The organism is Streptococcus oralis subsp. tigurinus (genome assembly GCF_002093575.1).
Taxonomy (GTDB): Bacteria; Bacillota; Bacilli; order Lactobacillales; family Streptococcaceae; genus Streptococcus; species Streptococcus oralis_CH.
The window spans coordinates 122813-146539 of the sequence record NZ_LNVH01000004.1 but is presented as its reverse complement, the minus strand read 5'-3'; the positions used below and the strand labels follow the sequence as shown (position 1 = coordinate 146539).

The 23727-nt window shown below is 43.3% G+C and carries 20 protein-coding genes and 2 pseudogenes; 3 read left to right on the top strand and 19 right to left on the bottom strand.

The window, feature by feature from the left end:
- Window positions 1-66: 66 nt before the first annotated feature.
- From ATE37_RS05710 to zapA, 3 genes are all read right to left on the bottom strand, one after another.
- On the bottom strand, window positions 67-2403 hold the full coding sequence (locus ATE37_RS05710) for an endonuclease MutS2 (RefSeq protein ID WP_084868328.1): 2337 nt from the start codon (window positions 2401-2403) through the stop codon (window positions 67-69).
- A gap of 100 nt (window positions 2404-2503) precedes the next feature.
- Window positions 2504-3052, bottom strand: coding sequence for a CvpA family protein (locus tag ATE37_RS05705; RefSeq protein WP_084868327.1), 549 nt, complete (start codon window positions 3050-3052; stop codon window positions 2504-2506).
- A complete protein-coding gene (gene zapA / locus ATE37_RS05700; protein WP_000002028.1) occupies window positions 3049-3351 on the bottom strand; it encodes a cell division protein ZapA in 303 nt (100 codons plus the stop codon). Before zapA ends, ATE37_RS05705 begins: the two co-directional genes overlap by 4 nt.
- Window positions 3352-3437: 86 nt before the next feature.
- Here zapA and rnhC point away from each other — a divergent pair, with 86 nt between their 5' ends.
- The 3 genes from rnhC to recD2 all read left to right on the top strand — a co-directional run bounded on the left by rnhC (window position 3438) and on the right by recD2 (window position 7436).
- Complete coding sequence (gene rnhC, locus ATE37_RS05695; RefSeq protein WP_084868326.1) at window positions 3438-4319, top strand: ribonuclease HIII; 882 nt, start codon at window positions 3438-3440, stop codon at window positions 4317-4319.
- A gap of 3 nt (window positions 4320-4322) precedes the next feature.
- The gene (gene lepB, locus ATE37_RS05690; RefSeq protein WP_084868325.1) at window positions 4323-4937 is read left to right on the top strand and encodes a signal peptidase I; all 615 of its coding nucleotides are present in this window, start codon (window positions 4323-4325) and stop codon (window positions 4935-4937) included.
- Window positions 4938-5066: 129 nt separating this feature from the next.
- Entirely contained in the window at window positions 5067-7436 is a 2370-nt protein-coding gene (gene recD2, locus ATE37_RS05685; protein WP_084868324.1) for an SF1B family DNA helicase RecD2, read from the top strand.
- Window positions 7437-7583: 147 nt separating this feature from the next.
- Here the strand turns inward: recD2 and tnpA are convergent, their stop codons facing one another.
- The 16 genes and pseudogenes from tnpA to ATE37_RS05600 form a co-directional block, all read right to left on the bottom strand.
- Entirely contained in the window at window positions 7584-8048 is a 465-nt protein-coding gene (tnpA, locus tag ATE37_RS05680; protein WP_084868323.1) for an IS200/IS605 family transposase, read from the bottom strand.
- Between the two features lie 193 nt (window positions 8049-8241).
- On the bottom strand, window positions 8242-9525 hold the full coding sequence (gene tig / locus ATE37_RS05675) for a trigger factor (protein WP_084868322.1): 1284 nt from the start codon (window positions 9523-9525) through the stop codon (window positions 8242-8244).
- A gap of 90 nt (window positions 9526-9615) precedes the next feature.
- Window positions 9616-10271: pseudogene (locus ATE37_RS05670) on the bottom strand (DNA alkylation repair protein).
- Window positions 10272-10904 carry a response regulator transcription factor gene (locus ATE37_RS05660; RefSeq protein WP_084868317.1) on the bottom strand — a complete coding sequence of 211 codons (633 nt, stop codon included), beginning with the start codon at window positions 10902-10904 and terminating at the stop codon, window positions 10272-10274.
- Between the two features lie 10 nt (window positions 10905-10914).
- The gene (locus tag ATE37_RS05655) at window positions 10915-11913 is read right to left on the bottom strand and encodes an envelope stress sensor histidine kinase LiaS (protein WP_084868316.1); all 999 of its coding nucleotides are present in this window, start codon (window positions 11911-11913) and stop codon (window positions 10915-10917) included.
- On the bottom strand, window positions 11910-12608 hold the full coding sequence (gene liaF, locus ATE37_RS05650; protein ID WP_044021305.1) for a cell wall-active antibiotics response protein LiaF: 699 nt from the start codon (window positions 12606-12608) through the stop codon (window positions 11910-11912). The genes ATE37_RS05655 and liaF overlap by 4 nt, the downstream gene beginning before the upstream one ends.
- A gap of 166 nt (window positions 12609-12774) precedes the next feature.
- A complete protein-coding gene (fni, locus tag ATE37_RS05645) occupies window positions 12775-13776 on the bottom strand; it encodes a type 2 isopentenyl-diphosphate Delta-isomerase (protein WP_084868314.1) in 1002 nt (333 codons plus the stop codon).
- On the bottom strand, window positions 13760-14767 hold the full coding sequence (locus ATE37_RS05640) for a phosphomevalonate kinase (RefSeq protein ID WP_084868313.1): 1008 nt from the start codon (window positions 14765-14767) through the stop codon (window positions 13760-13762). The genes fni and ATE37_RS05640 overlap by 17 nt, the downstream gene beginning before the upstream one ends.
- Window positions 14754-15707 (bottom strand): diphosphomevalonate decarboxylase, encoded by a 954-nt coding sequence (gene mvaD / locus ATE37_RS05635; protein WP_084868311.1) that lies wholly within the window; start codon window positions 15705-15707, stop codon window positions 14754-14756. Before mvaD ends, ATE37_RS05640 begins: the two co-directional genes overlap by 14 nt.
- On the bottom strand, window positions 15689-16567 hold the full coding sequence (mvk, locus tag ATE37_RS05630; RefSeq protein WP_084868309.1) for a mevalonate kinase: 879 nt from the start codon (window positions 16565-16567) through the stop codon (window positions 15689-15691). Before mvk ends, mvaD begins: the two co-directional genes overlap by 19 nt.
- Window positions 16568-16684: 117 nt before the next feature.
- The gene (gene cbpC, locus ATE37_RS05625; RefSeq protein WP_084868308.1) at window positions 16685-17704 is read right to left on the bottom strand and encodes a choline-binding protein CbpC; all 1020 of its coding nucleotides are present in this window, start codon (window positions 17702-17704) and stop codon (window positions 16685-16687) included.
- A 17-nt stretch (window positions 17705-17721) separates the two neighbouring features.
- Window positions 17722-18732, bottom strand: a pseudogene (gene cbpJ, locus ATE37_RS05620) (choline-binding protein CbpJ).
- 99 nt (window positions 18733-18831) lie between these two features.
- The gene (locus ATE37_RS05615) at window positions 18832-19521 is read right to left on the bottom strand and encodes a response regulator transcription factor (protein WP_000518005.1); all 690 of its coding nucleotides are present in this window, start codon (window positions 19519-19521) and stop codon (window positions 18832-18834) included.
- An 11-nt stretch (window positions 19522-19532) separates the two neighbouring features.
- Window positions 19533-20957, bottom strand: coding sequence for an NADP-dependent phosphogluconate dehydrogenase (gene gndA, locus ATE37_RS05610; protein ID WP_000158772.1), 1425 nt, complete (start codon window positions 20955-20957; stop codon window positions 19533-19535).
- 75 nt (window positions 20958-21032) lie between these two features.
- The gene (gene mapZ, locus ATE37_RS05605) at window positions 21033-22475 is read right to left on the bottom strand and encodes a cell division site-positioning protein MapZ (protein ID WP_084868306.1); all 1443 of its coding nucleotides are present in this window, start codon (window positions 22473-22475) and stop codon (window positions 21033-21035) included.
- Between the two features lie 12 nt (window positions 22476-22487).
- On the bottom strand, window positions 22488-23645 hold the full coding sequence (locus tag ATE37_RS05600; RefSeq protein WP_084868305.1) for a THUMP domain-containing class I SAM-dependent RNA methyltransferase: 1158 nt from the start codon (window positions 23643-23645) through the stop codon (window positions 22488-22490).
- Window positions 23646-23727 lie beyond the last annotated feature (82 nt).

The window sequence follows — 23727 nt, the reverse complement described above, 5'->3', positions numbered from 1 at the left end:
AATATATTCTATGAAAATTTTTGACCTTTCATTTCTTTTTTCAGAAAGAGCGAATCCTTCTTCTCTCTATCCTTTAAAGGTCACAATAGTGGCGCCACTGCCTCCAGCATTTTGTGGGGCATAGCCGAAACTCTTGACATGCTTATTTCTTTGCAGGTATTTAGTGACGCCCTCACGGATGACTCCCGTACCGATACCGTGGATAATGTCTACCTGCGCCATGTTATTAAGCAGGGCTTGGTCGATAAATGCGTCCAGCTCATTCATGGCCTCTTCGTACCGTTTGCCTCGGAGATCCAGTCTGGCTTGCGGACCACGACCAGAAGCACGTTTGACGACATTGACTTGTTTTTTCTTGACTGGAGCTTCTTGCTGAGCCTGAACAAGGTCAAATTCTTTCTCTTCCAAGGTCATCTTGATCAAGCCAACTTGGGCTTCCCAGCGACCATCCTTAAGTTGATTGGTCAGGGTACCACGCTGACCATAACTGAGAACCACAATGTCATCTCCCACCTTCGGAGCTCGTTTTTTCTTGGCCTTTTGAAGGACCTTGTTTTTAGATAAGTCGACTTTTTCAGGAGCCAGTTTTTTCAACTCAGCCTTGGCTTCAATGATTTCATGGGGTTTAAGTTGAGACTTGCTATGGAGATTTTTGAGAATCTGGTCACTCTCATTTAGAGCAAGTTCCACAATCTCGGCAGCCTGTTCACGCGCCTTGTTGAGTTCAGTTTCCTTTTCACGATTGAGCTCGTTGTAGAGTTTTTTGAGAGCACGGTTCATCTTGAGGTTTTCTTGCTCCACCTCACGGATATTGTCCAAGCGTTTACGGCTTTCAAGCGTTTGCTCTTCTAATTGTTCAATGATGCGATTGACATCATTATCTTGATTGACCTGCTGGCTGGCATCTCCTACGATGACATCTGACAAGCCCAGACGTTTTGCAATTTCAAAGGCATTGCTTCGGCCAGGAACTCCCTGCATAAAGCGATAGGTCGGACGCAGGCTGGCTGTATCAAACTCCATACTGGCATTTTGCACAAAGGCTGTTTCGATACCGTAGGCCTTGAGCTCTGGATAGTGGGTCGTCGCCATAGTCTTGACCTGACGCAGACGAAGATCCTCCAAAATAGCCATAGCAAGAGCTGCACCTTCCTGCGGATCGGTACCAGCCCCGAGCTCATCTAGTAATAAGAGCGAATGTTGGTTGACCTTGCCAAGAATATCTACGATATTGGTCATGTGGCTGGAGAAGGTAGACAAGCTTTGTTCGATAGACTGCTCATCCCCGATATCTGCGAAGATTTCTTCGAAAATACCGACACGGCTCCCCTTATCAGCTAAAATGGGCAAGCCTGACTGGGCCATGAGTTGGGTCAAGCCCAAGGTTTTGAGCATGATGGTCTTCCCACCAGTATTGGGACCTGTAATGACAATGGCCGTTAATTCCTTACCAAAGTGTACATCGTTTGCAACAGCATTTTTGACCAAAGGATGGCGAACATGAAGGAGTTGAATCTCTTGGTTCTCTGAAAGTTGAGGAACAACTGCTTGTCTTTCTTGGATGAAACGCACCTTGGCACGAATCAAGTCTAAATGGCCGATAATCCAAGCGTCATTAGCGATCTCTGCAGCATGAGGGCGGACGCGTTCCGAGAGCTCCTGTAGGATGCGAATCATCTCATAGCGTTCGTCAGCTCGCAGACTAGCGATTTCTTCGCTCAGCTTGACCACCTCACGTGGCTCGATGTAGACCGTATTACCACTGGCAGAGATGTCATGAACAACACCCGCAATCTTATTGCGATAAGTGTTCTTGACTGGTAAGACTTGACGGCCATTTCGGCTAGCGATTATGCCTTCCGTCAACATCTGCGCTTTTTGCTTGAGTAAGTCTTGCAAGACATCTCGAACTTGACTCTCGCTATCATGGATTTTCCGACGGATGCGTGCTAGCTCTTCACTGGCGAAATTTTCGATAAATCCTGCATCATTTAGAGCTTGAAGACTCCCTTGCAAGTGTGGAAAATCATGTAGTTTTTCAAACCATCTCGCCAACTGCTCCAAACGTACGTTTTCGAGATTGGTATAAAAAACTTGCAACTCTCTGCTAGCAAGCAAGACTCGTTTGAGAAGCAAGAACTCCTCAATATTGAGGTCCGCCCCCATCTCCAGACGCTTGCAAACAGCTGATATCTCACGCGTCGCTAGGATGGTAAAGTGAGGTTGCTCCACAAATAGAGCTTGCATTTCCTCCATCTCTGTAAAGGCTTGATTGATCTTATCCACCTTGGCAGTTGGAGCCAAACCTTTTAGCTCCTCTAATCCTTGTTCTGTCAAGAGATGCGGTTCAAACAAGGCCTTGATTTTATTGAATTCTAAGGTTTCTAGTATTTTTGTATTCATATTCTTTCCTTGTATGCTGGTTTACAAGATTATAGCAACTAGAGGTATTGACCTAGTCCTCCAATCTGTAAACAAAGGGCTAGGAAAAATCCCGCCCTTTTTATCCGATTAAATTTGTCACCCAGAGTTGTTTAATAAGGTTTGTCGTAAAAGGGACACTTTGGATGATCTGTTTGGCTACTGTACTTTTTTCGAGTGAATTTTGAATGACTGCCAGAGGCACCGTTGCAAGGATGGTCAGAGCCATTTGCAAGACAAATAAGGTAACCAATAGAGATAAAAGGCCTGATCCGATACGCAACCATTTGACATCGAGCTTTTTAGTTGGAATCAAGTGCAGGAACAAACCTATAAAACGTCCGATAGTGTAGCAAATCCCAAAAACTAGAAGATAGGCTAGGCCTGCATAAAAGACCTTATCTAGCTGAAACAGCTGGTCTGAAGGGAAGAAAAAGGTGCCCTGTCCTTCCTGAGGATTGGCATAAGGGACAAGTAAGTGGAAGTGATCTCCCAGTGATTTATAAAACTGCCCCGCAACAAAGGCTGAAATCACTGCCACGAGGAAATAATAAACTTGCAGGACCAAACCTCTACGGTAGCCGATGTAAAAGCCCCAAGCTAGAACCAATAAGAGTAGGATTGAAATCATAGGGAGTCCTCAATCTTGCTCTGTTCTTGTTTGACAGCAATCAACTTGTGGCGGAGTTCTAACAACTCTTGCTCCTTGTCATCAAATTCAATCTCACGGTTGAGTTGTGTAGATAGACAGTTGACCGCCAAAAGAAGCGCAATGGTTTCATCATCCGCCCCAGGCATTTGTTCTTTAATTGCTTGGTATTTTTCAGTCGCAACCTTGGCAATTTCCTCCATAAAGAGATTGTCATGCTCGGTTGTCAAGGTTAATGTCTTTTTCCCGAATGTAAACTTATATCGATTTAGATTTGCCATAAAATTCACCTCACGATATTATACCAAATTTCGCTAACTTTGTCAGTTTTTACCAATTCTCCTGCTTTTGTGGTACAATAGAGACTATGGCAAGTATCACACTCACACCAAGTGAACAGGAAATTCAGAGCTTTTTAAGTCAGTATCAGAAGGCTCTCAGTCCTAGTAAAAATCCTTATATTCGCTATTTTTTGCGCTTTCCTCAGGCAACGGTTTCCATCTATACTTCTGGAAAAGTCCTCCTGCAGGGCGAAGCTGCTGAGCAATACGCTAGTTTCTTTGGTTATCAAGTTCAACAAGAAAACAGTGGTCAAGATTTTCCTATGATTGGAACCGATGAGGTGGGAAATGGCTCCTACTTTGGTGGGCTAGCTGTCGTGGCTTCCTTTGTAACACCTGACCAGCACGACTTCTTGCGAAAACTCGGCGTGGGAGATTCTAAGACTCTGACAGACCAAAAGATTCGTCAGATTGCCCCTATCCTTAAAGAAAAGGTCCAGCACCAAGCGCTCCTCCTTTCACCGAGCAAGTACAACGAAGTTATCGGAGAGCGCTACAATGCTGTTTCTGTAAAGGTTGCCCTTCACAACCAGGCTATCTTTCTCCTTCTCCAAAAAGGAGTCCAGCCAGAAAAAATCGTGATTGATGCTTTTACAAGCCCTAAAAACTATGACAAGTACTTGGCGCAAGAAGTCAACCGTTTTCCAAACAAGATCACTTTGGAAGAAAAAGCCGAGGGAAAATACCTGGCTGTTGCAGTTAGCTCCATCATCGCGCGGGATCTCTTCCTTGAGAACTTGGAAAATCTTGGACGAGAACTAGGCTATCAACTGCCAAGCGGCGCTGGAACTGCATCTGATAAGGTTGCAAGCAAAATCCTTCAGGCCTATGGCATGAAAGGACTTCATTTCTGTGCCAAACTACATTTTAAAAACACTGAAAAAGCCAAAGCACTTCTAGAAAGGTGAGTTATGAATTTGTTTAAAACATTTCTAAAAGAATGGGGAGTTTTCTTCCTGATTATTGCGCTGGTCGGCCTTAGCCGTATCTTCCTTTGGAGCAATGTCCGTGTGGAAGGACACTCGATGGACCCTACCCTAGCTGACGGAGAAGTTCTCTTCGTCGTCAAACACCTCCCAATTGATCGCTTCGATATCGTGGTTGCGCATGAAGAAGAAGGAAATAAAGACATTGTCAAAAGGGTCATCGGTATGCCTGGAGATACCATCCGCTACGAAAATGATAAACTTTTTATCAACGGTGAAGAAACGGATGAACCCTACCTAGCTGAATACCTCAACTTGTTCAAAACAGAAAAATTGCAAAACACCTATACTGGAAAAGGATTTGAAGGCAATAAGGGAGTTTACTTTAGAGAACTTGCCCAAAAGGCACAGGCTTTTACGGTCGATGTCAATTCCAATACCAGCTTCAGCTTTACTGTCCCTCAAGGTGAGTACCTTCTCCTTGGTGACGATCGTCTAGTCTCTAGCGACAGCCGCCATGTCGGTACCTTCAAGGCCAGCGATATCAAGGGCGAAGCAAAATTCCGTTTCTGGCCACTTAACCGTATCGGAACTTTTTAAGATAAGGAAGAGGCCGAGAATGCTAAATCTCAGTCTCTTTTTCTATTGCGAGAAGAAGGCCTTTTAGTCTCCTAGTTTGTTGAAAGAAACTAAGGATTCAACTCTCATGAACTCATGTAAAGGAAACCTATGGAAGTTTATTTTTCAGGCACCATTGAACGCATTATTTTTGAAAATCCCAGTCATTTTTATCGCATTCTCCTCCTAGATATCGAAGATACTGATGCGGAGGACTTTGACGATTTTGAAATCATCGTTACAGGAACCATGGCGGACGTGATTGAAGGGGAAGACTACACTTTTTGGGGACAAATCGTTCAGCACTCCAAGTATGGGGAACAGCTTCAGATCAGCCGTTATGAGCGAGCAAAACCAACTAAAAATGGGCTAGTCAAGTACTTTTCTAGCAGTCATTTCAAGGGAATTGGTCTCAAAACGGCCCAAAAAATCGTTTATAGCTATGGTGAAAATACCATTGACGAAATTCTGGAACATCCTGAAAAGCTAGAAGGCATCTCAGGACTCTCTGCCAAAAACCGTGAGGCTTTTGTTTCCACCCTCCGTCTCAACTATGGAATAGAAATGGTTTTGGCTAAACTTGCCAACTACGGCATTCCCAATAAACTGGCCTTTCAGATTCAAGACTTTTACAAGGAAGAAACGCTAGATATTGTCGAAAACTATCCCTACCAACTAGTTGAGGATATCAAGGGCTTGGGATTTACCATTGCTGACCAATTAGCTGCCGAACTAGGCATCGAAAGTAAAGCTCCTGAACGCTTCCGTGCTGGCCTTGTCCACAGTCTGTTTAAGGGATGTATGGAGACAGGCGATACCTATATAGAAGCCCGAGATTTGCTGGAACAAACCCTGACTCTCCTCGAGTCTTCCCGTCCCGTGGAACTCGATCCCAGCCAAGTTGCTCAGGAATTATCTCATCTGATTGAAGAAGACAAGGTTCAGCAGATTGATACCAAAATCTTTGATAACAGCCTCTTTTTCGCCGAAGAAGGCATTCGCAGTCATTTGGTTCGTATCCTCGAAAAAGGAAAGAAACAAAGTCAGGATATAGAAACCATTCACAAGCATATCGCTACTGTTGAGCAAGAATTAGCTATCCAATACGATGACATTCAAAAACAGGCAATCTGTGATGCTATCCAGAACAAGGTCTTTATTCTAACAGGTGGACCTGGTACAGGTAAGACGACTGTTATCAATGGAATTATCGCGGTTTATGCCCTTTTAGAAGGGCTTGATCTCAGGAAAAAAAGCAACCTACCGATCCTTCTCGCTGCACCAACTGGTCGAGCAGCTCGGCGCATGAATGAATTGACAGGTTTGCCTAGCGCGACCATACATCGTCATTTGGGGATGACGGGAGACGATGATACCAGTCATCTAGAAGATTATCTGGATGCTGACTTCATCATCGTGGATGAGTTTTCTATGGTGGATACTTGGCTAGCCAACCAACTCTTGTCCAATATCTCTTCTAACAGTAAAATCCTCATCGTGGGAGACAGTGACCAGTTGCCTTCTGTTAGTCCCGGACAAGTCCTTGCTGACCTGCTCCAGATACCCCTGATTCCGCAGGCTCGCTTGGAACGGATTTACCGTCAGAGCGAAGAATCAACTATCGTTACCTTGGCGAGTCAGATTCGACAAGGCATCTTGTCAGCTGACTTTACCCAGAAAAAAGCTGACCGTTCCTACTTTGAAATCGCTAGTGGCCATATCCCAGCTACGATTGAGAAAATTCTTGGTGCTGCCCTCAGAAGTGGCATTCCGGCTCGTGATATTCAGGTGTTAGCGCCTATGTATCGAGGAACTGCTGGCATTGACGCCATCAACCAACTCATGCAAGACCTGCTCAATCCTCAGCAAAAGGGGCAAGTTAGCTTTGAAGCAACTCAGTGTCACTATCGAACAGGGGACAAGGTCATTCACCTAGTCAACGACGCTGAAGTTAATGTCTTTAACGGAGATCTAGGCTACATCACAGACCTGATTCCTGGAAAATACACCGAGTCCAAACAAGACGAGATTGTCATTGATTTTGATGGCAATGAAGTCGTCTACCCACGTAATGAATGGTACAAAATTCGACTAGCCTATGCCATGAGTATTCATAAGTCTCAGGGAAGTGAGTTTCCTGTTGTCATCCTGCCCATCACCAGTGCTAGCAAGCGCATGCTGGAGCGAAATCTCATCTACACAGCCATTACACGGGCCAAGAGCAAGCTCATCCTTCTTGGTGAATTACAGGCCTTTGACTATGCAGTCAAGCATATCGGAACTGCCCGCAAGACCTATCTGATTGAGCGTTTCAGTGATTTAATTGAAACTAATATTGAAGAAAGTAAACAAGCCTTCTCTGAAACTGCCACAGCAAGTGACTCTGAACAATCCTACATCCTCACCGAAGAAAACTGGTCTAGTATTCCAGCCATGATTGGGATTACAGATACAGACTTAAAAGAGATTTTTGGAAAATAGTGCAAATCATAACCACCCGTCTAACGGGTGGTTTGCACCAGGGCTATAAGCCCAAATTACCAGCCAGCGCCTAAAGACGCTGGCTTTCACGTTGTTCAAGCCTCATTGCTCTTGACTCGTCACTTGCCTCTTAAAGAGACTTTGGTACTACTTACCACTATCCCTAAAGGGATCCTCATATTCTTTTACACTTAATTTATCTAGTACTATATCATGTTTTTCCTGTTCTTGGATATATTTCTTAATTGTGGCTTCATTAAGCCCTACTGTGCTCACGTAGTAACCTTCTGCCCAAAAATGCCAATTTCCAAACTTATACTTGAGGTTGGCGTGTTTATCAAACATCATGAGTGCACTTTTGCCTTTTAAATACCCCATAAAACTTGAAACACTTATCCTTGGTGGAATACTTACTAACATATGTACATGATCAGGCATTAAGTGTCCTTCGATAATCTCTACACCTTTATAACTACATAATCGGTGGAATATTTCTTCCAAACTACTTCGATATTGATTATAAATGACTTTTCGTCTATACTTAGGGGTGAACACAATGTGATATTTACACATCCACTTTGTGTGTGATAAACTATGTGCCTTTTGTGCCATATTTTTCTCCTTTCGCTTTACAATTGGCTTGAACACCTTTATTGTATCGCGTTTGGAGTTTTTTGGGTATAACCTTCGACGCGCACCCGCATAGCGGGTGGTTTATTTGTCTCGCACCTAGCGGAGCGAGACGGACTAATAGTCACATAACCAGAAAGCCCACCTAGTCAGGTGGGCTCTTTCTCTTTTAAGATTATTTAACTGTTGCAGTGCTTGTAATCAATTCAACAGCTTTTTTGATAGTGATATCGTGTTTCAACATGTCAGCTGAAAGCAAGTTTTGTACTTGTGCAACTTCCATGTTGTAGTCTGCTGCCAATTGCTCAATTTCTTTTTGGATTTCTTCTTCTGAAGCATCAAATCCTTCAGCTTTGGCAACTGCTTCGATAACAAGGTTAGTCTTCGTACGTGACTCAGCTTCTGCTTCGTATTGTTTGTGAAGGTCTTCTTGAGTAGTTCCAGTGATTTGGAAATACATGTCAGGGTTGATACCTTGACGTTGCAAGTTTCCAAGGAATTCATTTACTGAGCGGTGAACTTCTTCATGAATCATTTCTTCTGGAAGTTCTACGATTTCAGCGTTTTCAACTGCTTTATCGATTGCTGCACCTTCAAGAGCATCTTTGTATGCTTCTTCTTTAGCAGCAGCTAATTCTTTACGGTATTTTTCTTTCAATTCGTCGAGAGTTTCAACTTCTTCGTCGATATCTTTTGCAAGTTCATCGTCAAGAGCTGGAACTTCTTTAGCTTTAACTTCGTGGATAGTAGTCACGAATTTAGCTTCTTTACCTGCAAGGTCTTCTGCTTGGTAGTCTTCTGGGAATGTTACGATAACATCAACAGTTTCACCAGCTGAGTGACCTACCAATTGGTCCTCAAAGCCAGGAATGAATTGTCCTGAACCAAGTCCAAGTGAGAAGTTTTCACCTTTTCCGCCGTCAAATTCAACACCGTCGATAGAACCAACGAAGTCGATAACAACAGTGTCGCCATCTTCAGCAGCACCATCTTTGATAACCAATTCTGCCAAGTTGTTGCGTTCACGTTCGATACGTGCATCTACATCAGCGTCAGTTACTTCTTTATCTACATCAACTGATACTTCAAGGTTTTTGTAGTCGCCCAATTTAACTTCAGGTTTTGTAACAACTTCTGCAGTGATAACCCAGTCTTGACCTTTTTCCATTGAAGTCACATCGATTTTTGGTTGTGCAACGACTTCAAGACCAGCTTCTTTTACTGCAGCTTCATAAGCATTTGGCAAAAGAGCGTTCATTGCATCTTGATAAAGAGCTTCTCCACCAAATTTTTGGTCGAAGATAGGGCGTGGAAGGTGACCTTTACGGAAACCAGGAACGTTAAGAGTTTTCTTTACTGAGTTAAATACACGGTCCAATTCTGGTTTGATTTGGTCTTGAGAGATTGTGAAAGTCAAGACACCACGGTTTGTTTCTTTGTTTTCAAATGATACAGACATTCTGTCATTTCTCCTTAAAATTTTTAATACAGTCCATTATACCATATAATAGCGATTTTTTTCAAGTAATGAATGCGCTTTTCAATAGTGCTAGAGGTACTTGCTCGCTTCCCTGATACTAAGTTCAGCCATTCTTTTCTGATTTTTTTCAATAAAACGTGCTACCCATTCGGGATTGGTTTTAGAGTAGTCTCTTAGAGCCCAGCTGATGGCTTTGTTGATAAAAAATTCTGTCTGGTCCAGATTGTTGACCAGGATCTTTTCCATCAGTTGGACATTTGTTTTCTCTTTCCTTAACAACTGGTGGTCAATAGCGACTCGTCTCAGCCAGATATTATCTGAGAGGCTCCATTTTAAAATCACTTCTTCAAGTTCCGGGTGGTTGGACACCAGACTTCCTACTACTCGATCTAGGATATCTACCGTGTCCCACCAAGACTTGGTCACGACCAGACGCTCAAGTTTAGGCAAATCATCCTTCGTTAGATAAGACTGCATGGCTTTCAAATAGTTGGCAGCTACATATTGGTATTCTCTAGGTTCCTGCCCCCAGCAAGTCTCTACAAAATCCCAATCGATCATCTTTGTTTTTTTCGCTTCTGGAAAATACTTTTATAGAGGGCATTTCTTTCAGGACCTGCAATCCCTAAAAAGGGAAATTGATGGCGCATATAGGCTTCCATTGGGCCTGCTTTCTCAGGGTCTTTTGCTGCTTCTAGCTCCTCAAGTATATCTGCAAGACTCATCTAAAAGTCCTCTTGCCCTACCAAGTGGTGCTGAAAGGCATAGACCGCAGCCTGGGTGCGATCACTGACCTCAAGCTTGGCTAGGATGTTGGACACATGGGTCTTGACCGTCTTGAGTGAGATGAAGAGTTCATCTGCAATGCGCTGATTTTCGTAGCCCTTGGCGATGAGTTGAAGTACATCTCGCTCACGCGCAGTCAAGTCCTCATGAAGTTCCATATGATTGCGGTGGTATTCGACCTTCTTGCTGACCTCTTGTTCAATAGCCAGCTCGCCCGCTGCCACCTTACGAACTGCATGAAGTAGTTCGTCTGCACTAGAAGTCTTGAGCATATAGCCTTTGGCACCAGCATTCAAGACCGGCATGATTTTTTCATTGTCCAAGTAAGAAGTTACAATCAATATCTTGGCTTCAGGCCATTCTTTGAGGATGGCCAAGGTTGCATCAATCCCATTCATCTCAGGCATGACGATATCCATGACAATGACATCTGGACGCAGTTCCAAGGCCAAGTTAATACCTTGAGCCCCATTGGCAGCCTCGCCCACAACTTCCACATCGTCTTGGAGATCAAAATAGCTTTTCAAGCCCAATCGGACCATTTCATGGTCATCTACAAGTAAAATTTTCATCTCTACTCCTTTATGATTCCTTGTCTAGCAGGGGAATACGGATATCAACCGCCAGTCCTTGCTTTGGAGCTGTCAAAAGTTGAATGTTTCCTGCCATATCTTCGACTCGCTCCTTGATATTTCGCAGTCCATAACTCAAGTCATCTAAACTCCCTAACTGGAAACCAATCCCATTGTCCACCACCTTCAGCTGCAATTCAACATCCGTCTGATAGAGGTAGACATCTAGGCAAGATGCCTGAGCATGGCGAAGTGTATTGCTGATCAACTCCTGAAGAATACGGAAGATATGTTCTTCAATCTTCTTGGGCAATTTAGACACATTTTGCTTGAGACTAACCTTGAGATCACTCTTGTCCTCAAGCTCTTTTAAGAGGATTTGAATCCCCTCAATCAAACTCTTCTCTTCCAACTCAACAGGTCGCAAATGTAGGAGCAGGACCCGCAAATCTTTCTGGGCCGTTTCGAGAATGGCTGCGACACTTTGCAACTGGGTCTGCATCTTTTCTCTATCCAGCTTTAAAGCCTGTTGACTGACACCTGATAAAATCATATGGGCCGCAAACAACTCCTGACTAACCGTATCGTGCAGGTCGCGTGCTATCCGCTTTCGTTCTTTCTCGATGATTGCTTCTTCCTTGACCAGGCTTTGATTTTCAGCCTTTTGAACAGCTTCTGTCAAGAGGTTGAGCTTGCCAGACAAGGACTTAAAACTGGCATCCAAGTCTGGATCTGCAAAGGCAACCACCTCTTTTCCTGCTAGCAGTCGCTTGAGATTGATCTGCATTTTTCTGCGAGAAATTTCTTCCATCACGCGCCAAAAGAGGACAAAAAAGAAGGTCATGGAAAGGCTAAAGACCAAGATCAAGAAGATGAGTTTCTCTGTTTTCTCGATATCCTGTAGCAAATAGGACCAGTCTAGTTCAAAAATATCAAGTAAACTATTAGTCAAAAAGAGGATAAAGAGGAAAGAAGTCAGCCCAATTAATAGGTACGATTGCTTTTTCATCCTCTGACCACCTCCACATCGCCAACCATAGTAGTTAGGAAAATCTTGACACTCTTGTTACTCTTGAGATAGTCTCTGGTTTCCTGATGATAGTGCTCATTGCGGAGAGATCTCTTAGGTTGATGAAGGAAGGTAAGATCTCCATAGAGGCAGTTGACACTGAGACTGATTTCCACATCTACAGGAACGATAATCCTAGTCGTCCCGATCATCTTTCTAAGAATAATGACATTGTCATGATTGGTTAGGATAACTCTTTCCAAATGAATGGTATCCTTGCCCATGAGACGAAAGAGATTGATATCGTCAAATTGGCAGGTCTGGTGACTAGAGAAATGGTGGAGATTGCCAAACCAAGGATTGCGTTCATTTTTAACCGTTACCACCTCTTCAAAGACCAAGTCGGTCTCCTCTCTTTCTTGATTCATCATTGGATAAAGAAGAAAGAGACTATAGATGACTGCTACAAAGATGGCTAAAATCACAAAGGGATTGAGCATGACGATGAAAAAGAAAAGAATAGTCGCCACAAGGAGGAAAACGTTGTTGCCCTCTTTACCTGTATAATAGCGGAGCAAAAGCAAAAAGAGAAATAGAATCAGCAAAAAACGCGAAAAATGCTCTGATACCATCAAAATCAGAGCTCCCGTCAACAGACAGGCTTCAATAAATAAAAAGATTTGAAATTTTTTCATAGCTGCATCCTCTCCCTACTATTTTATCACAATTCAAAAAAGTCACCTCGGTCTGAGGATGGAAAAAGGAGATAGGACAGAAATCGCTCCTACAAACTAGGTTCTTTCAGCCCACCACAGTTGACAAAAGGCTACAAAAAAGGGCGGGATTCTTGTCCCGACCTCTCTACATCTGATCTTTTGCTTCTTTTAGTTTGCCATAAAGAATATAGTCTACGTCTTGCAGATCTGCTATGGTGGCACAATTAAGGGCACACATGATCAAGCGCAGGTCTTCTTTCCAGCCTTGGACAATACCAATCACCTCTTCGACGGAGTAGGTTTCAATCAACTCTAGAACGGTACGTGACAGTCCCACAGCCTTGGCACCAAAGACCAGGCACTTAATCATATCCAGCGGGTTCCGAACCCCTCCGCTAACCAAAAGTTCGACCTTGTCTTTCCAGTCTTGGGCATTGAGAAGGGCTTGCATAGTAGACTGGCCCCATTGATTGAGGTAGTCACGCTGACCACTGCGACGATTTTCGATATAGGCAAAGCTAGTACCACCACGACCCGACAGGTCAACCGTTCGAACACCCAGTTCATAGGCTCTTTCGATAGTCTTCACATCCATCCCAAAGCCCACTTCCTTTAAAACGATGGGAACAGGGATCCGCTTGCTATAATCTGCTAGATGCGATTGCCAGCTTCTGAACTTTCTTTCTCCCTCTGGCATGAGCAATTCCTGCATGACATTGACGTGCACTTGCAGGAGAAGAGGATTCATCGCTTCTACAGTCTGAAGTCCCAACTCAACAGGCTTGTCCAATCCAATATTGGTTCCTAGAAGGAGATTTGGATGGCTAGATTTGACAGAAAAAGAGTCATCTGTTGGATCCTTGAGAGCTACGCTATAAGATCCCGTCACAAACAAAATCCCACATGCTTCTGCCACCTGAGCCAGTTTTTGATTGATTTCTTTACCTTTTTTGCTCCCACCTGTCATGGCATTGATATAAAAAGGAAAGTCCCACTTTCGACCTGCAAACTCTGTAGACAAATCAATCTCTTCCAGGTCATAAAGGGGCAGGGAAAAATGAATCAACTCCACCTCATCAAAGCTATTATAGGAACTTTTCTGCTCAAGGGCATAGCGGATATGCTCGTCCTTACGATTTGTCGTCATGTCCTATCCTTTCTTGGTATAAGAGCTCAATCCCCAGATCGGCCCAACGGTTTTTTAAGGTTTCAGTTGATTGCTCATTAAAACTCAAGGCAATCCCACAGTCACCACCACCAGCGCCACTACTCTTGGCAACAGCCTGCAAATCTTGACTGGCTTCTTTCAACTGTCTCAGCGAAGGTGTGTAAATATCTGGGCTCAAACCTTCTAAAAGCTGACTGGCTGTTTTCAGCTGCTCGATAATTTTTTCTGCATCCCCATGCTCCAGGGCTTCTACCAAAGCAGATACCGTTGCTTTTGAGGAACTTAAAAAATTCTGGTCTATGTTTTGCTTGATTTGCTGAACCATTTGACTCGATACAGCTACTTCCTTAGTCCATCCCACTAGGAAATCACATTCTAGGCCCGGTTGCACTTGTGAGATAGAAAAGTCCCAATCACGCTCCAAAACTGTTGCCAAGCTTTCTTCTTCCAACCAAGTAGCCACCGTTTGGCGATCAAAAGACTGGTAGAGAATCAAATCCTCTGAAATGATACAGGCAAGGTCTCCCATAGAACCATTGTCGCCTCGCTTGAGCAAGACTGCGCTTGCCAGCTTAAACAAGAGTTCCGGATCAACCGTAATATCATATAGAGCCAGCAGGGCCTTGATCACCAAAACAACGACGCTACCGCTAGAACCCAGACCAAACTTTTTGCCTTCCCGTTCCATTTTTCCACGGATTTCCAAGAAAAAAGGTCGCAAAGTCTGACCACGAACAGCAAGGAAGTCCCCCATCAAAGCAATCGTTTCTTGAATCAAACTGTAGGCAGAATTTGGTTTCAAGTCCACTGCGAAATCAAACAGATCTGAGTAAATACGATAGTTCTCAGAAAACGCAATCTCAGCCTTCATATAGATGGGGATGGCCTTTATCAAGGCTAACTGTCCTGGCTCTAAAATAGCATATTCACCTGCCCAATAGAGTTTCCCGCAAGTTTTAACAGCAATCATCTTGGCTCAAATCCTTTGTTTTTGACACAATCAGGCGGTAACGTTGACCAAAGATTTCAGATAGATGATCCAAATCTTTCTCTTGACAGAGGACCTTGACATTGGGACCGGCATCCATGGTAAAGTAACAGGCTTCACCTTGCTCACGAAGCTGGCGAACAAAGTCCATGGCTTCATAGGAAGCATCCGTTAGATAAGAAAAGGCTGGACTAGCAGTCTTGGTCGTAGCGTGCATGGCTAGGGCATTTTTCTCCGTTAATTCCCCAACCTTAGCAAAATCATTCTCTTTGAGATAAACCAGCATATCCTGATAATCCTTCTCAGACTGGCGAACCCAATCATCAAAGGTCGTCGAAGTTTCCACACAGAGTTTCATCCCATCACGGCTAGAAATTGGTTTTTTCTTGTCTTCTAGCACCAACATGATCATAGCTAGTTTCAAGTCTGTCTCTACAGGGTAGATTTCCCCACTATCCTTGTCCCAAGCTCCTAGTGGCCCATAAAAACTGCGTGAGGACGACCCTGAGGCAAACTTAGCCTCCTGAGACAACTGACTTCTATCCAATCCTAGCTGGAAATAAGCATTGCAAGCCTTGACCAAGGCGGACAAACCACTAGAACTGGATGACAAGCCAGCCGCAGTCGGCATGTTGTTTTGGGTATCGATACGGACAAATCCCTCATCTTCTGGACGGTAACGGTTGATGATTTTGCTCATCTTGGCATGCTCAGCCTCACTCTGAAGCTGACCATTGATATAAAAGGCATCAGCAGTCGCATCCGTCGGTAAAGGCGACAAGGTCGTCTCTGTGTACATATTTTCCAAAGTCAAAGAAATACTGCTGGTCGCAGGAACCATCTCTTTTTCTTTTTTCTTTCCCCAATATTTGATAATGGCAATATTTGCGTAGGAACGTACTGTTACAGGCTTTCGATCCATGTCTGAACAGCTCCTTTCTCTTCTAATCGTTTTGCTAGTTCTTGCGCTTGGTCCAGATTGGCTACCAAGGCGATAATACAGCCCCCAAGTCCACCACCACTCATCTTGGCACCTAGAGCACCATGGCTCAGAGCCGTTTCAACGAGGGAGTCTGCCTCAGGGCTACTAACACCAATTTCTTTTAAATGTAAATGTGCTTGACTGAGGATTTGTCCCAGTTCCTCAGCATCTTTTCGTCTAATCGCATCCTCTGCCTGCTGGGTCAATTCTCCCAAGGCATGCAAAAACGGTAGGGCATCCTTGCCCTTGCTTTGAACCACTTGAATAGCTTCACGAGTGTGACCATACACGCCCGTATCAGCAATCACCAAATAGGCAGATAGGTTCATCTCAAGTTCTGTAAAACCAACATTCTTGATAAAGCGAATAGGTTGGTCACTGAGACAGGTCTTGGCATCCAAACCGCTTGGATTCATATGGGCAATCATCTCAGCCCGATTGACCAAGATTTCCAATACATCATGAGGCAGGTCGGCTTGGTAGTAGTCAAATACCGCACGAATAGCTGCTATGCTGATAGCTGCTGACGAACCCATTCCCCGTTTTTTAGGGATAGCTGAGTCAATCACACATCGAATGCAAGCTTCTTTGATATCCAAATACTCCAGCGATGCATACACTGCCATGGACAAGGTATCCTCCTCATAAAGACGCCACGGACTTTCAGCAGGGACCACCTTGCAAGTCACTTCCACCTCTATGAGAGGCAGGGAAATGGCAGGATAGCCGTATACAACCGCATGCTCGCCTATTAAAATAATCTTACTATGTGCCTGACCGACACCAACTTTTTTTGTCATGTTTTCCTTTAACCAGACGGAAAAACCGTCTCATTTCATACAGTAGTATTTTCTCCTATCTATTTTATTATATTTTCACAAAAAAAGCGATTGTTTCCTTCACAATCGCCTCTTTCATTATTGGACCCATTCGCCATTATAGTTGACAGAATAACCATCTACGGTTGTATTCACTGCCAAAGCACCTGAGCTGTAAGCGTAGTACCATTTGCCATTAACCTGGAACCAACCAGTCTTCATATCGCCATTACTTGTATGTAGATAATACCAAGTCGAACCTTCCTGATACCAGCCAGTTGCCATTTCACCTGATGAACGAAGGTAGTACCAACTGTTGCCAACATAAGCCCAACCTGTCTTCATATCACCATTTTGAGCATCTAGATAATACCAAATGGAGCCTTCCTGATACCAGCCAGTTGCCATGGCTCCTGATGAACGGAGATAGTACCATTTATTACCAAGATGTTGCCAACCTGTTTGCATGATGCCAGTTGTTGGATCTAAGTAGTACCACGGAGCAGGTTTGCTTCTATCAATACCAAAAGTAACATGGAAATCTTGAGTCCAACCCTTAGCAACTTCACCAATTGGTAGTGGATTGTAAGAATCATCGCCAGAAATTCCTAGCTTATTTAAATAATACCAATTACCGTCTTCATAAGTCCAACCTGTCTTTACAGCATAGTTATTATCAAAATAATAAGTTCTCTTTTCAGGAGATGGAGGATATTGTTCACCATATACTTTTCCTGTATTTTCAGACGTTTTTGCCTCTAGTACTTGTTTATCTGTTTGTTCTAGCAAAGCACCATCTGAGCTAAAATAATACCATTTTTGTTGGAGTCCGATTTCATTAACTGGTTGGTTATCTAATAAATTATCACGATAACCTGTTCCATGAATTTCTACGTATTGCCAACCGACAACCATCTCTCCTCTATCACCAAAATAGTAAGTTTTACCGTCTATTTTATGCCAATAGATTGCTTTATGATCATCTTTTACATAATATTTTCTATTATCCTTATCAACAAATTGGCCACCTGTGGTATCCGCAAATACAGTATTTGTAGCTAGCAAACCAAAGAAAAATGTTGCTAGTGCGACTTGCATCATTTTTTTCAAAAGCTTCATTTGTATCTCCTCCAAGATTAAATCCACTCACCAGATGAAGCAAAGTTATAAACTTTACCATCGATAGTTTGGCTACCTGTAACCATTGCTCCATTTGAATTGAGATAATACCAGTTTCCATTTACTTTGGTCCAACCTGTCTTCATATCTCCATTACTTGCATTTAGGTAGTACCAAGTTGAACCGTCTTTCACCCAACCAGTTGCCATAGCTCCTGATGAACGGAGATAGTACCACTTGTTACCAAGATATTGCCAGCCTGTTTTCATATCGCCATTTTCAGCATCTAAATAGTACCAAGTTGAGCCTTCCTGATACCAGCCGGTTGTCATAGCTCCTGATGAACGGAGATAGTACCACTTATTGCCAATTTACTTCCAACCAGTTTGCATGATACCAGTTGTTGGATCTAGATAGTACCAAGCTGAACCATCATTTATCCAACCTGAACGTCTTTCACCACCAATATAGTTTTCTCCATTAATTTCCGTTTTAGCTAGATAATACCAATTAGACTGATCATAAAGCCAACCTGTCTTTAAAGAATGATTTTGATTAAAGTAATAGTTCGTGTAAAAACTCTTCTCTTCTTTATCTTCCGGATTTGTACGTTTTTCACTATACTTTCTTCCAACACTGTCTTTAGTTTTAACCTCTAATGCTTTCCAACCAACAAACTCTTGTAGCACTCCATTTTTATCGAAATAGTACCACTCTGACTTTGGAAAACCTTCTAATCTGATACCATTTGGGTAAGGACCAATTGTACTACCTTTAGATGGAAACGGTATATATTGCCAGCCGACAACCATCTCTCCAGATAAAGAATCAAAGTAATAGTACTTCCCATCAATCACTCGCCAGTAGGTTTCTTTGAGGTCCCCCTTCTTATAGTAGGTTCTACCATTTTCTTGGACAAATTGCCAGCCTTCTGAATCAGTATCATCCGCAAAGACGGTGCTTGTCGCTAGCAAAGCAAAGAAAAAGACTGCTAGTCCAACTTGCATCATTGTTTTAAATTTTTTCATTAGATCTTTCCTCCATAACTGATTGTAGCAAAGACTTTATTGTATGTCAATATATAGAAACTTCTCAAAAAAAGCAGTTACACAACTGCAACTGCTTTTCTATTCTTGCATGGTGTAACCAACACCACGCACGGTTTTAATGTAGCTTTTTTGACCTTTTACATCAAGCTTGCTACGTAGATAACGGATATAAACATCCACGATATTGGTTTCTGTCGCACTTTCGTACTTCCAAACACTTTCCAACAACTGCTCACGAGTCAAGACCTTCTTGCTTCCCATGAGAGTGGCCAAAAGGTCATACTCACGGCGCGTCAGAGCAATCATCTCCTCGCCACGATAAACGGTATGATGTTCTACATCCATACGCAAATTGCGGTAAGACGTTGGGACCTTCATCTGACTACAGTGTTGGTCAATGAAGTCCCGACCTCGGAAAATCGCTGAAATACGAGCCACCAGCTGATCAATAATCACTGGCTTATAGATGTAAGAAACGGCGAAGCGCTGGATTGTCTCAATCTGGTCTTGCAATTCTTCGCGATGGTCCAAGACCATGATCACTGAGGCTGGTTTTGTTCGACTCAGCCTCTCTGCAAAATCCTGGGCCGTCATATCCCCCAGACGAGCATTCAGTAAAATCAAGTCATAATCTGTCTGGAGAGCCATGGAGAGGGCTTTTTGCCCCTCCTCGACCAGATCAACACGGTATTGCTCTTTTTGGAGTTCCAGACTGAGAAAATGAGCGAGATTTCGTTCTTTCTCAAGTAATAAAATCCGTTTCCCCATGGCAGACCTACTTATTTTTCGTCATACCAAGAGTAGTGGAAGGTTCCTTCTTTGTCTTTACGTTGGTAAGTGTGGGCACCAAAGTAGTCACGTTGCGCTTGGATCAAGTTAGCAGGAAGGTCAGCTGAACGGTAGCTATCAAAGTAAGTAATAGCTGCTGAGAAGGTTGGTACTGGTACACCAGCTTGAACAGCAAGAGCTACGATATCACGAACTGCTTGTTGGTACTTGGCAGTAACATCCAAGAAGTACTCATCCAAAAGAAGGTTAGCAAGATCAGCATCGCGGTTGTAGGCATCTGTAATCTTTTGCAAGAAACGAGAACGGATGATACAGCCATCACGCCAGATAGATGCGATATCCGCAAATGGCAAGTTCCAGTTATTTTCTTTAGAAGCCACACGCAATTGAGCAAAACCTTGTGCGTATGAGATGATTTTTGAGAAGTAAAGAGCTTGACGAATCTTTTCGATCAACTCAGCCTTGTCACCTTCAAATTTGAAGGCAGCTGGTTTTGGAAGGACCTTGCTAGCATGTACACGCTCTTCTTTGTATGTAGAGATGTAGCGGGCAAATACTGACTCAGTGATGAGTGACAATGGCACACCAAGGTCAAGTGCTGATTGGCTAGTCCATTTACCAGTTCCCTTGTTTCCTGCAGCATCCAGGATGTAGTCTACGATTGGTCCATCTTGACCTTCATCATCTTTACGGCTCAAGATATCAGCTGTGATTTCGATCAAGTAGCTGTCCAATTCACCCTTGTTCCACTCAGTAAAGATTTCAGCCATGTCTTCTGCAGAAAGGCCAAGCAAGTGTTGCATGAGGTCATAGCTTTCTGCGATCAATTGCATGTCACCATACTCGATACCGTTGTGGACCATTTTCACATAGTGACCAGCTCCATCAGGACCGATGTAAGTCACACATGGTTTGCCATCTTCTGGTGCTTTAGCTGAAATTTCTTCGAGAACATCAGCAACCAATTCGTAGGCTTCTTTTTGTCCACCAGGCATGATAGAAGGACCTTCAAGGGCACCTTTTTCACCACCAGAGACACCTGTACCGATGAAGTTGATACCTGAGTTTGCCAACTCTTCATTACGACGGATGGTATCTTTGTAGAAAGTGTTTCCTCCGTCAATCAAGATATCACCCTTGTCAAGGTGGGGAAGAAGGGCTTGGATAGTTGCGTCTGTACCAGGTCCTGCTTGAACCATGAGCATGATACGACGAGGTTTTTCGATTGAGTTTACAAAGCTTTCAACGTCATAGCTTGGCACAAAGTTCTTTTCAGGATGGCAGGCAATTACGTCTTCTGTTTTTTCTTTACTACGGTTGTAAATGGCAACTGTATAACCACGAGATTCGATATTTAGGGCAAGGTTACGACCCATTACGGCCATACCTACGACACCAAAGTTAGCTTTTGTCATGTGACACTCCTCTTATTTAATTTGTTTTATTTTATCATTTTTACCTATGAAAGGAAAGAATTTTGTAACGGACTCCTAATAGTCCAAGTCATCTGCATGGCCAGAACCATTCCCTACAAAGTAACCAGTCTTACAGTTGAGGGTGAAGAGGTAGGTTCCATCTGGTTTGTAGAGGTTGTAATAGCCGTTTCCGTTTACAATATTGACACGTTCGAGAATGTATTGGTTGCCAGTGATATAGCCACGAGCACGTGAGGTTGCTAGGATTTGTTCCAATACACCATCTGCAAACGTCCAAGCAGGGTTATTGCTATCGTCTACAGCTGATTGGTTGTAGGGTACACGACTAACACTTCTTTGAAGATTAACCCCATCGCCAGATAAACCACCATTTGTATCTCTAGCCGGTGCCGTGGTACTTGTTGAAGGCGTCGTACTGCTTGCACTGCTTTCTGTAGCTGAACTTGAGCTTGCTTGACTCGTGCTAGAACTTGAGCTGGAAGCACTGGTTTGTTGACTCTTACCAAGACTAATCGCCTGATCTAACAGTTTATCAAGCTCTGTATTTCCCGTTTTAACTTCCGTGAACTTAGCATCCGCCTTGGCTTTAGCATTGGTATTCAAGACACCATCAGTAATAGCTGGACTTTCAAAGAGGGCGTTGACATCTTGAATGGCCTTGATTTGAGTTGCTAGGCTATCGTATTTTGACTTAGCTAGTGTATAATCACGGCTACCTTCTAACTTATCCAGTAAGGTTTTTAGCTGGCTCAACTTATCGAACTGGCTATTTTTTAAAGCAGTCTTATTGGCATCTGTATAGAAGGAATCATAAAGCGTATTGAACTCTTGCAAGTCGGTTTGCGATTCTTGATTTCCTGAAGATGATTGAGAAGACTGAATTTCTTGGTTCGAACGGGATACCTGACGGTAGACATAATACGTCCCAGCAAGAACAAGAATCGCAGCTACCACAGAAACGATGGTAATCAGACGTTTCTTTTTAGAGCCTGTTTCAGGTTCCGTCTGCACTGATCGTGATAGGGAAGTATAGGTTTCTTCTTGTTCCTCATTTTCCTCATTCATTTCCTTGGATGCTGTTTCTGTTAAAACGAGAGGCTCCATTTCAGTACTTTCCTCATCTTGAAGTGGTGGAACAAACTGAGTAGTTTCTTCATTGTCTATCTCTTCAATAGATTCCTCGGAAACCAGGTCTGAATCGTCTACCTCTTCAGAAAGTTCACTTGATTCACGAACTTCTTGGATCAATTCCTCTAAGTTTTGAGTAGAAGCCAACTCTTCTTTTTCAAACTGACGAGTTTCAAACTTATCTGCCTCGATCTCTTCGCGATGCTGTTTGATGTATTTGTCCAAGATGTTGTCTTCAGGCAATACTCCAGCCTCAACCTCCTCGTTCTTACGAATTGCTTGACCAACAGTCAAATCTTTTGCTTCGTCAAAGTCGAATTGTGGCTCTTGCTGTTCTTTTTTATGACGATCGTGTCTTTTCTTACTCATGAGTTTACCTTTCTATTTTACCTCTTGGCGTTTCACACGCTGACCAAAATATTGATATAAATCCACTTTTAAGGTTCCGTTATAGAGTTTTCGTTTTTTATCTGCTGGACTTCCGTACTTACTTTCAAAAGCTTCGTCACTCGTCAGGATAAACTTACTCCAGGTTTTCAGTGGTGCAAAGACCTGTCCCATCTCAGCATAGAGCTTGGTAACTCCCGCATCATCAGACAAGCGTTCCCCATATGGTGGATTGGAAATGATAACGCCATTGATCTTGTCTGTGCGCAAGTCCTGTACCCGCATTTGTTTAAAGGTGATATCTCCTGCGACACCTGCTGCTTGAGCATTTGCCTTGGCAATTTCTACCATACGAGCATCAATATCACAGCCCATGATATCCAGTTCTATCTCACGATTAATTTTCTTAGCAGCATCAGTACGGACCTCTTGGATTAACCGATCGCTAACCCAGTTCCATTCCTCAAAAGCAAAGGAACGGCGAAGACCCGGCGCCATCTTTCTAGCAATCATAGCCGCCTCGATACAGAAAGTTCCTGAACCACAGGTTGGATCAATCAAGGGCTTGTCTGGATACCAGTTGGAAAGTTGCAAAATGGCCGCTGCCATATTTTCCTTGATAGGAGCTCCACCTTTTTCCGTACGATAACCACGTTTAAAAAGGCTAGAACCTGTCGTGTCAATCATGACAGTTGCCACATCTTTCAGAATAGATACCTCGATCTTAAACTCGGGACCCGTTTCCATCAAGGGAATTCCTTCTGGGCGGGCATAGTGTTTTTGTAATTTCTTCACAACAGCTTTCTTAGAAATGGCCTGAACACTGGGCTCGTTATGAAGTTTTGACTTAACACATTTGGCCTTTGAAATCGGGAAACGCGCCCCAAGCGGGAGATAGTTTTCCCAATCTAGAGCAAAAACACCTTGAAAAAGCTCTTCAAAAGTCTTAGCTGGAAAACTTCCGACTACAATCTTGATGCGATCCGCTGCACGAAGCCAAAGATTGGCCTCAATGATTGCCTTCACATCTCCTTGGAAGCGGACACGCCCATTTTCAACCTGGCAATCATAACCAAGTTCTCGCACCTCACGTCCAACGACAGCCTCAAGACCCGCCGCAGCAGTTGCGATTAAATTAAATTGTTCTTTCATTTCTAGTCTTGCAAGACCTTTCTCTTGTTCACTTTAAAAAATGAGGTTGAGAAAGATTTCTCAGCCCCAACCTATATGCAAT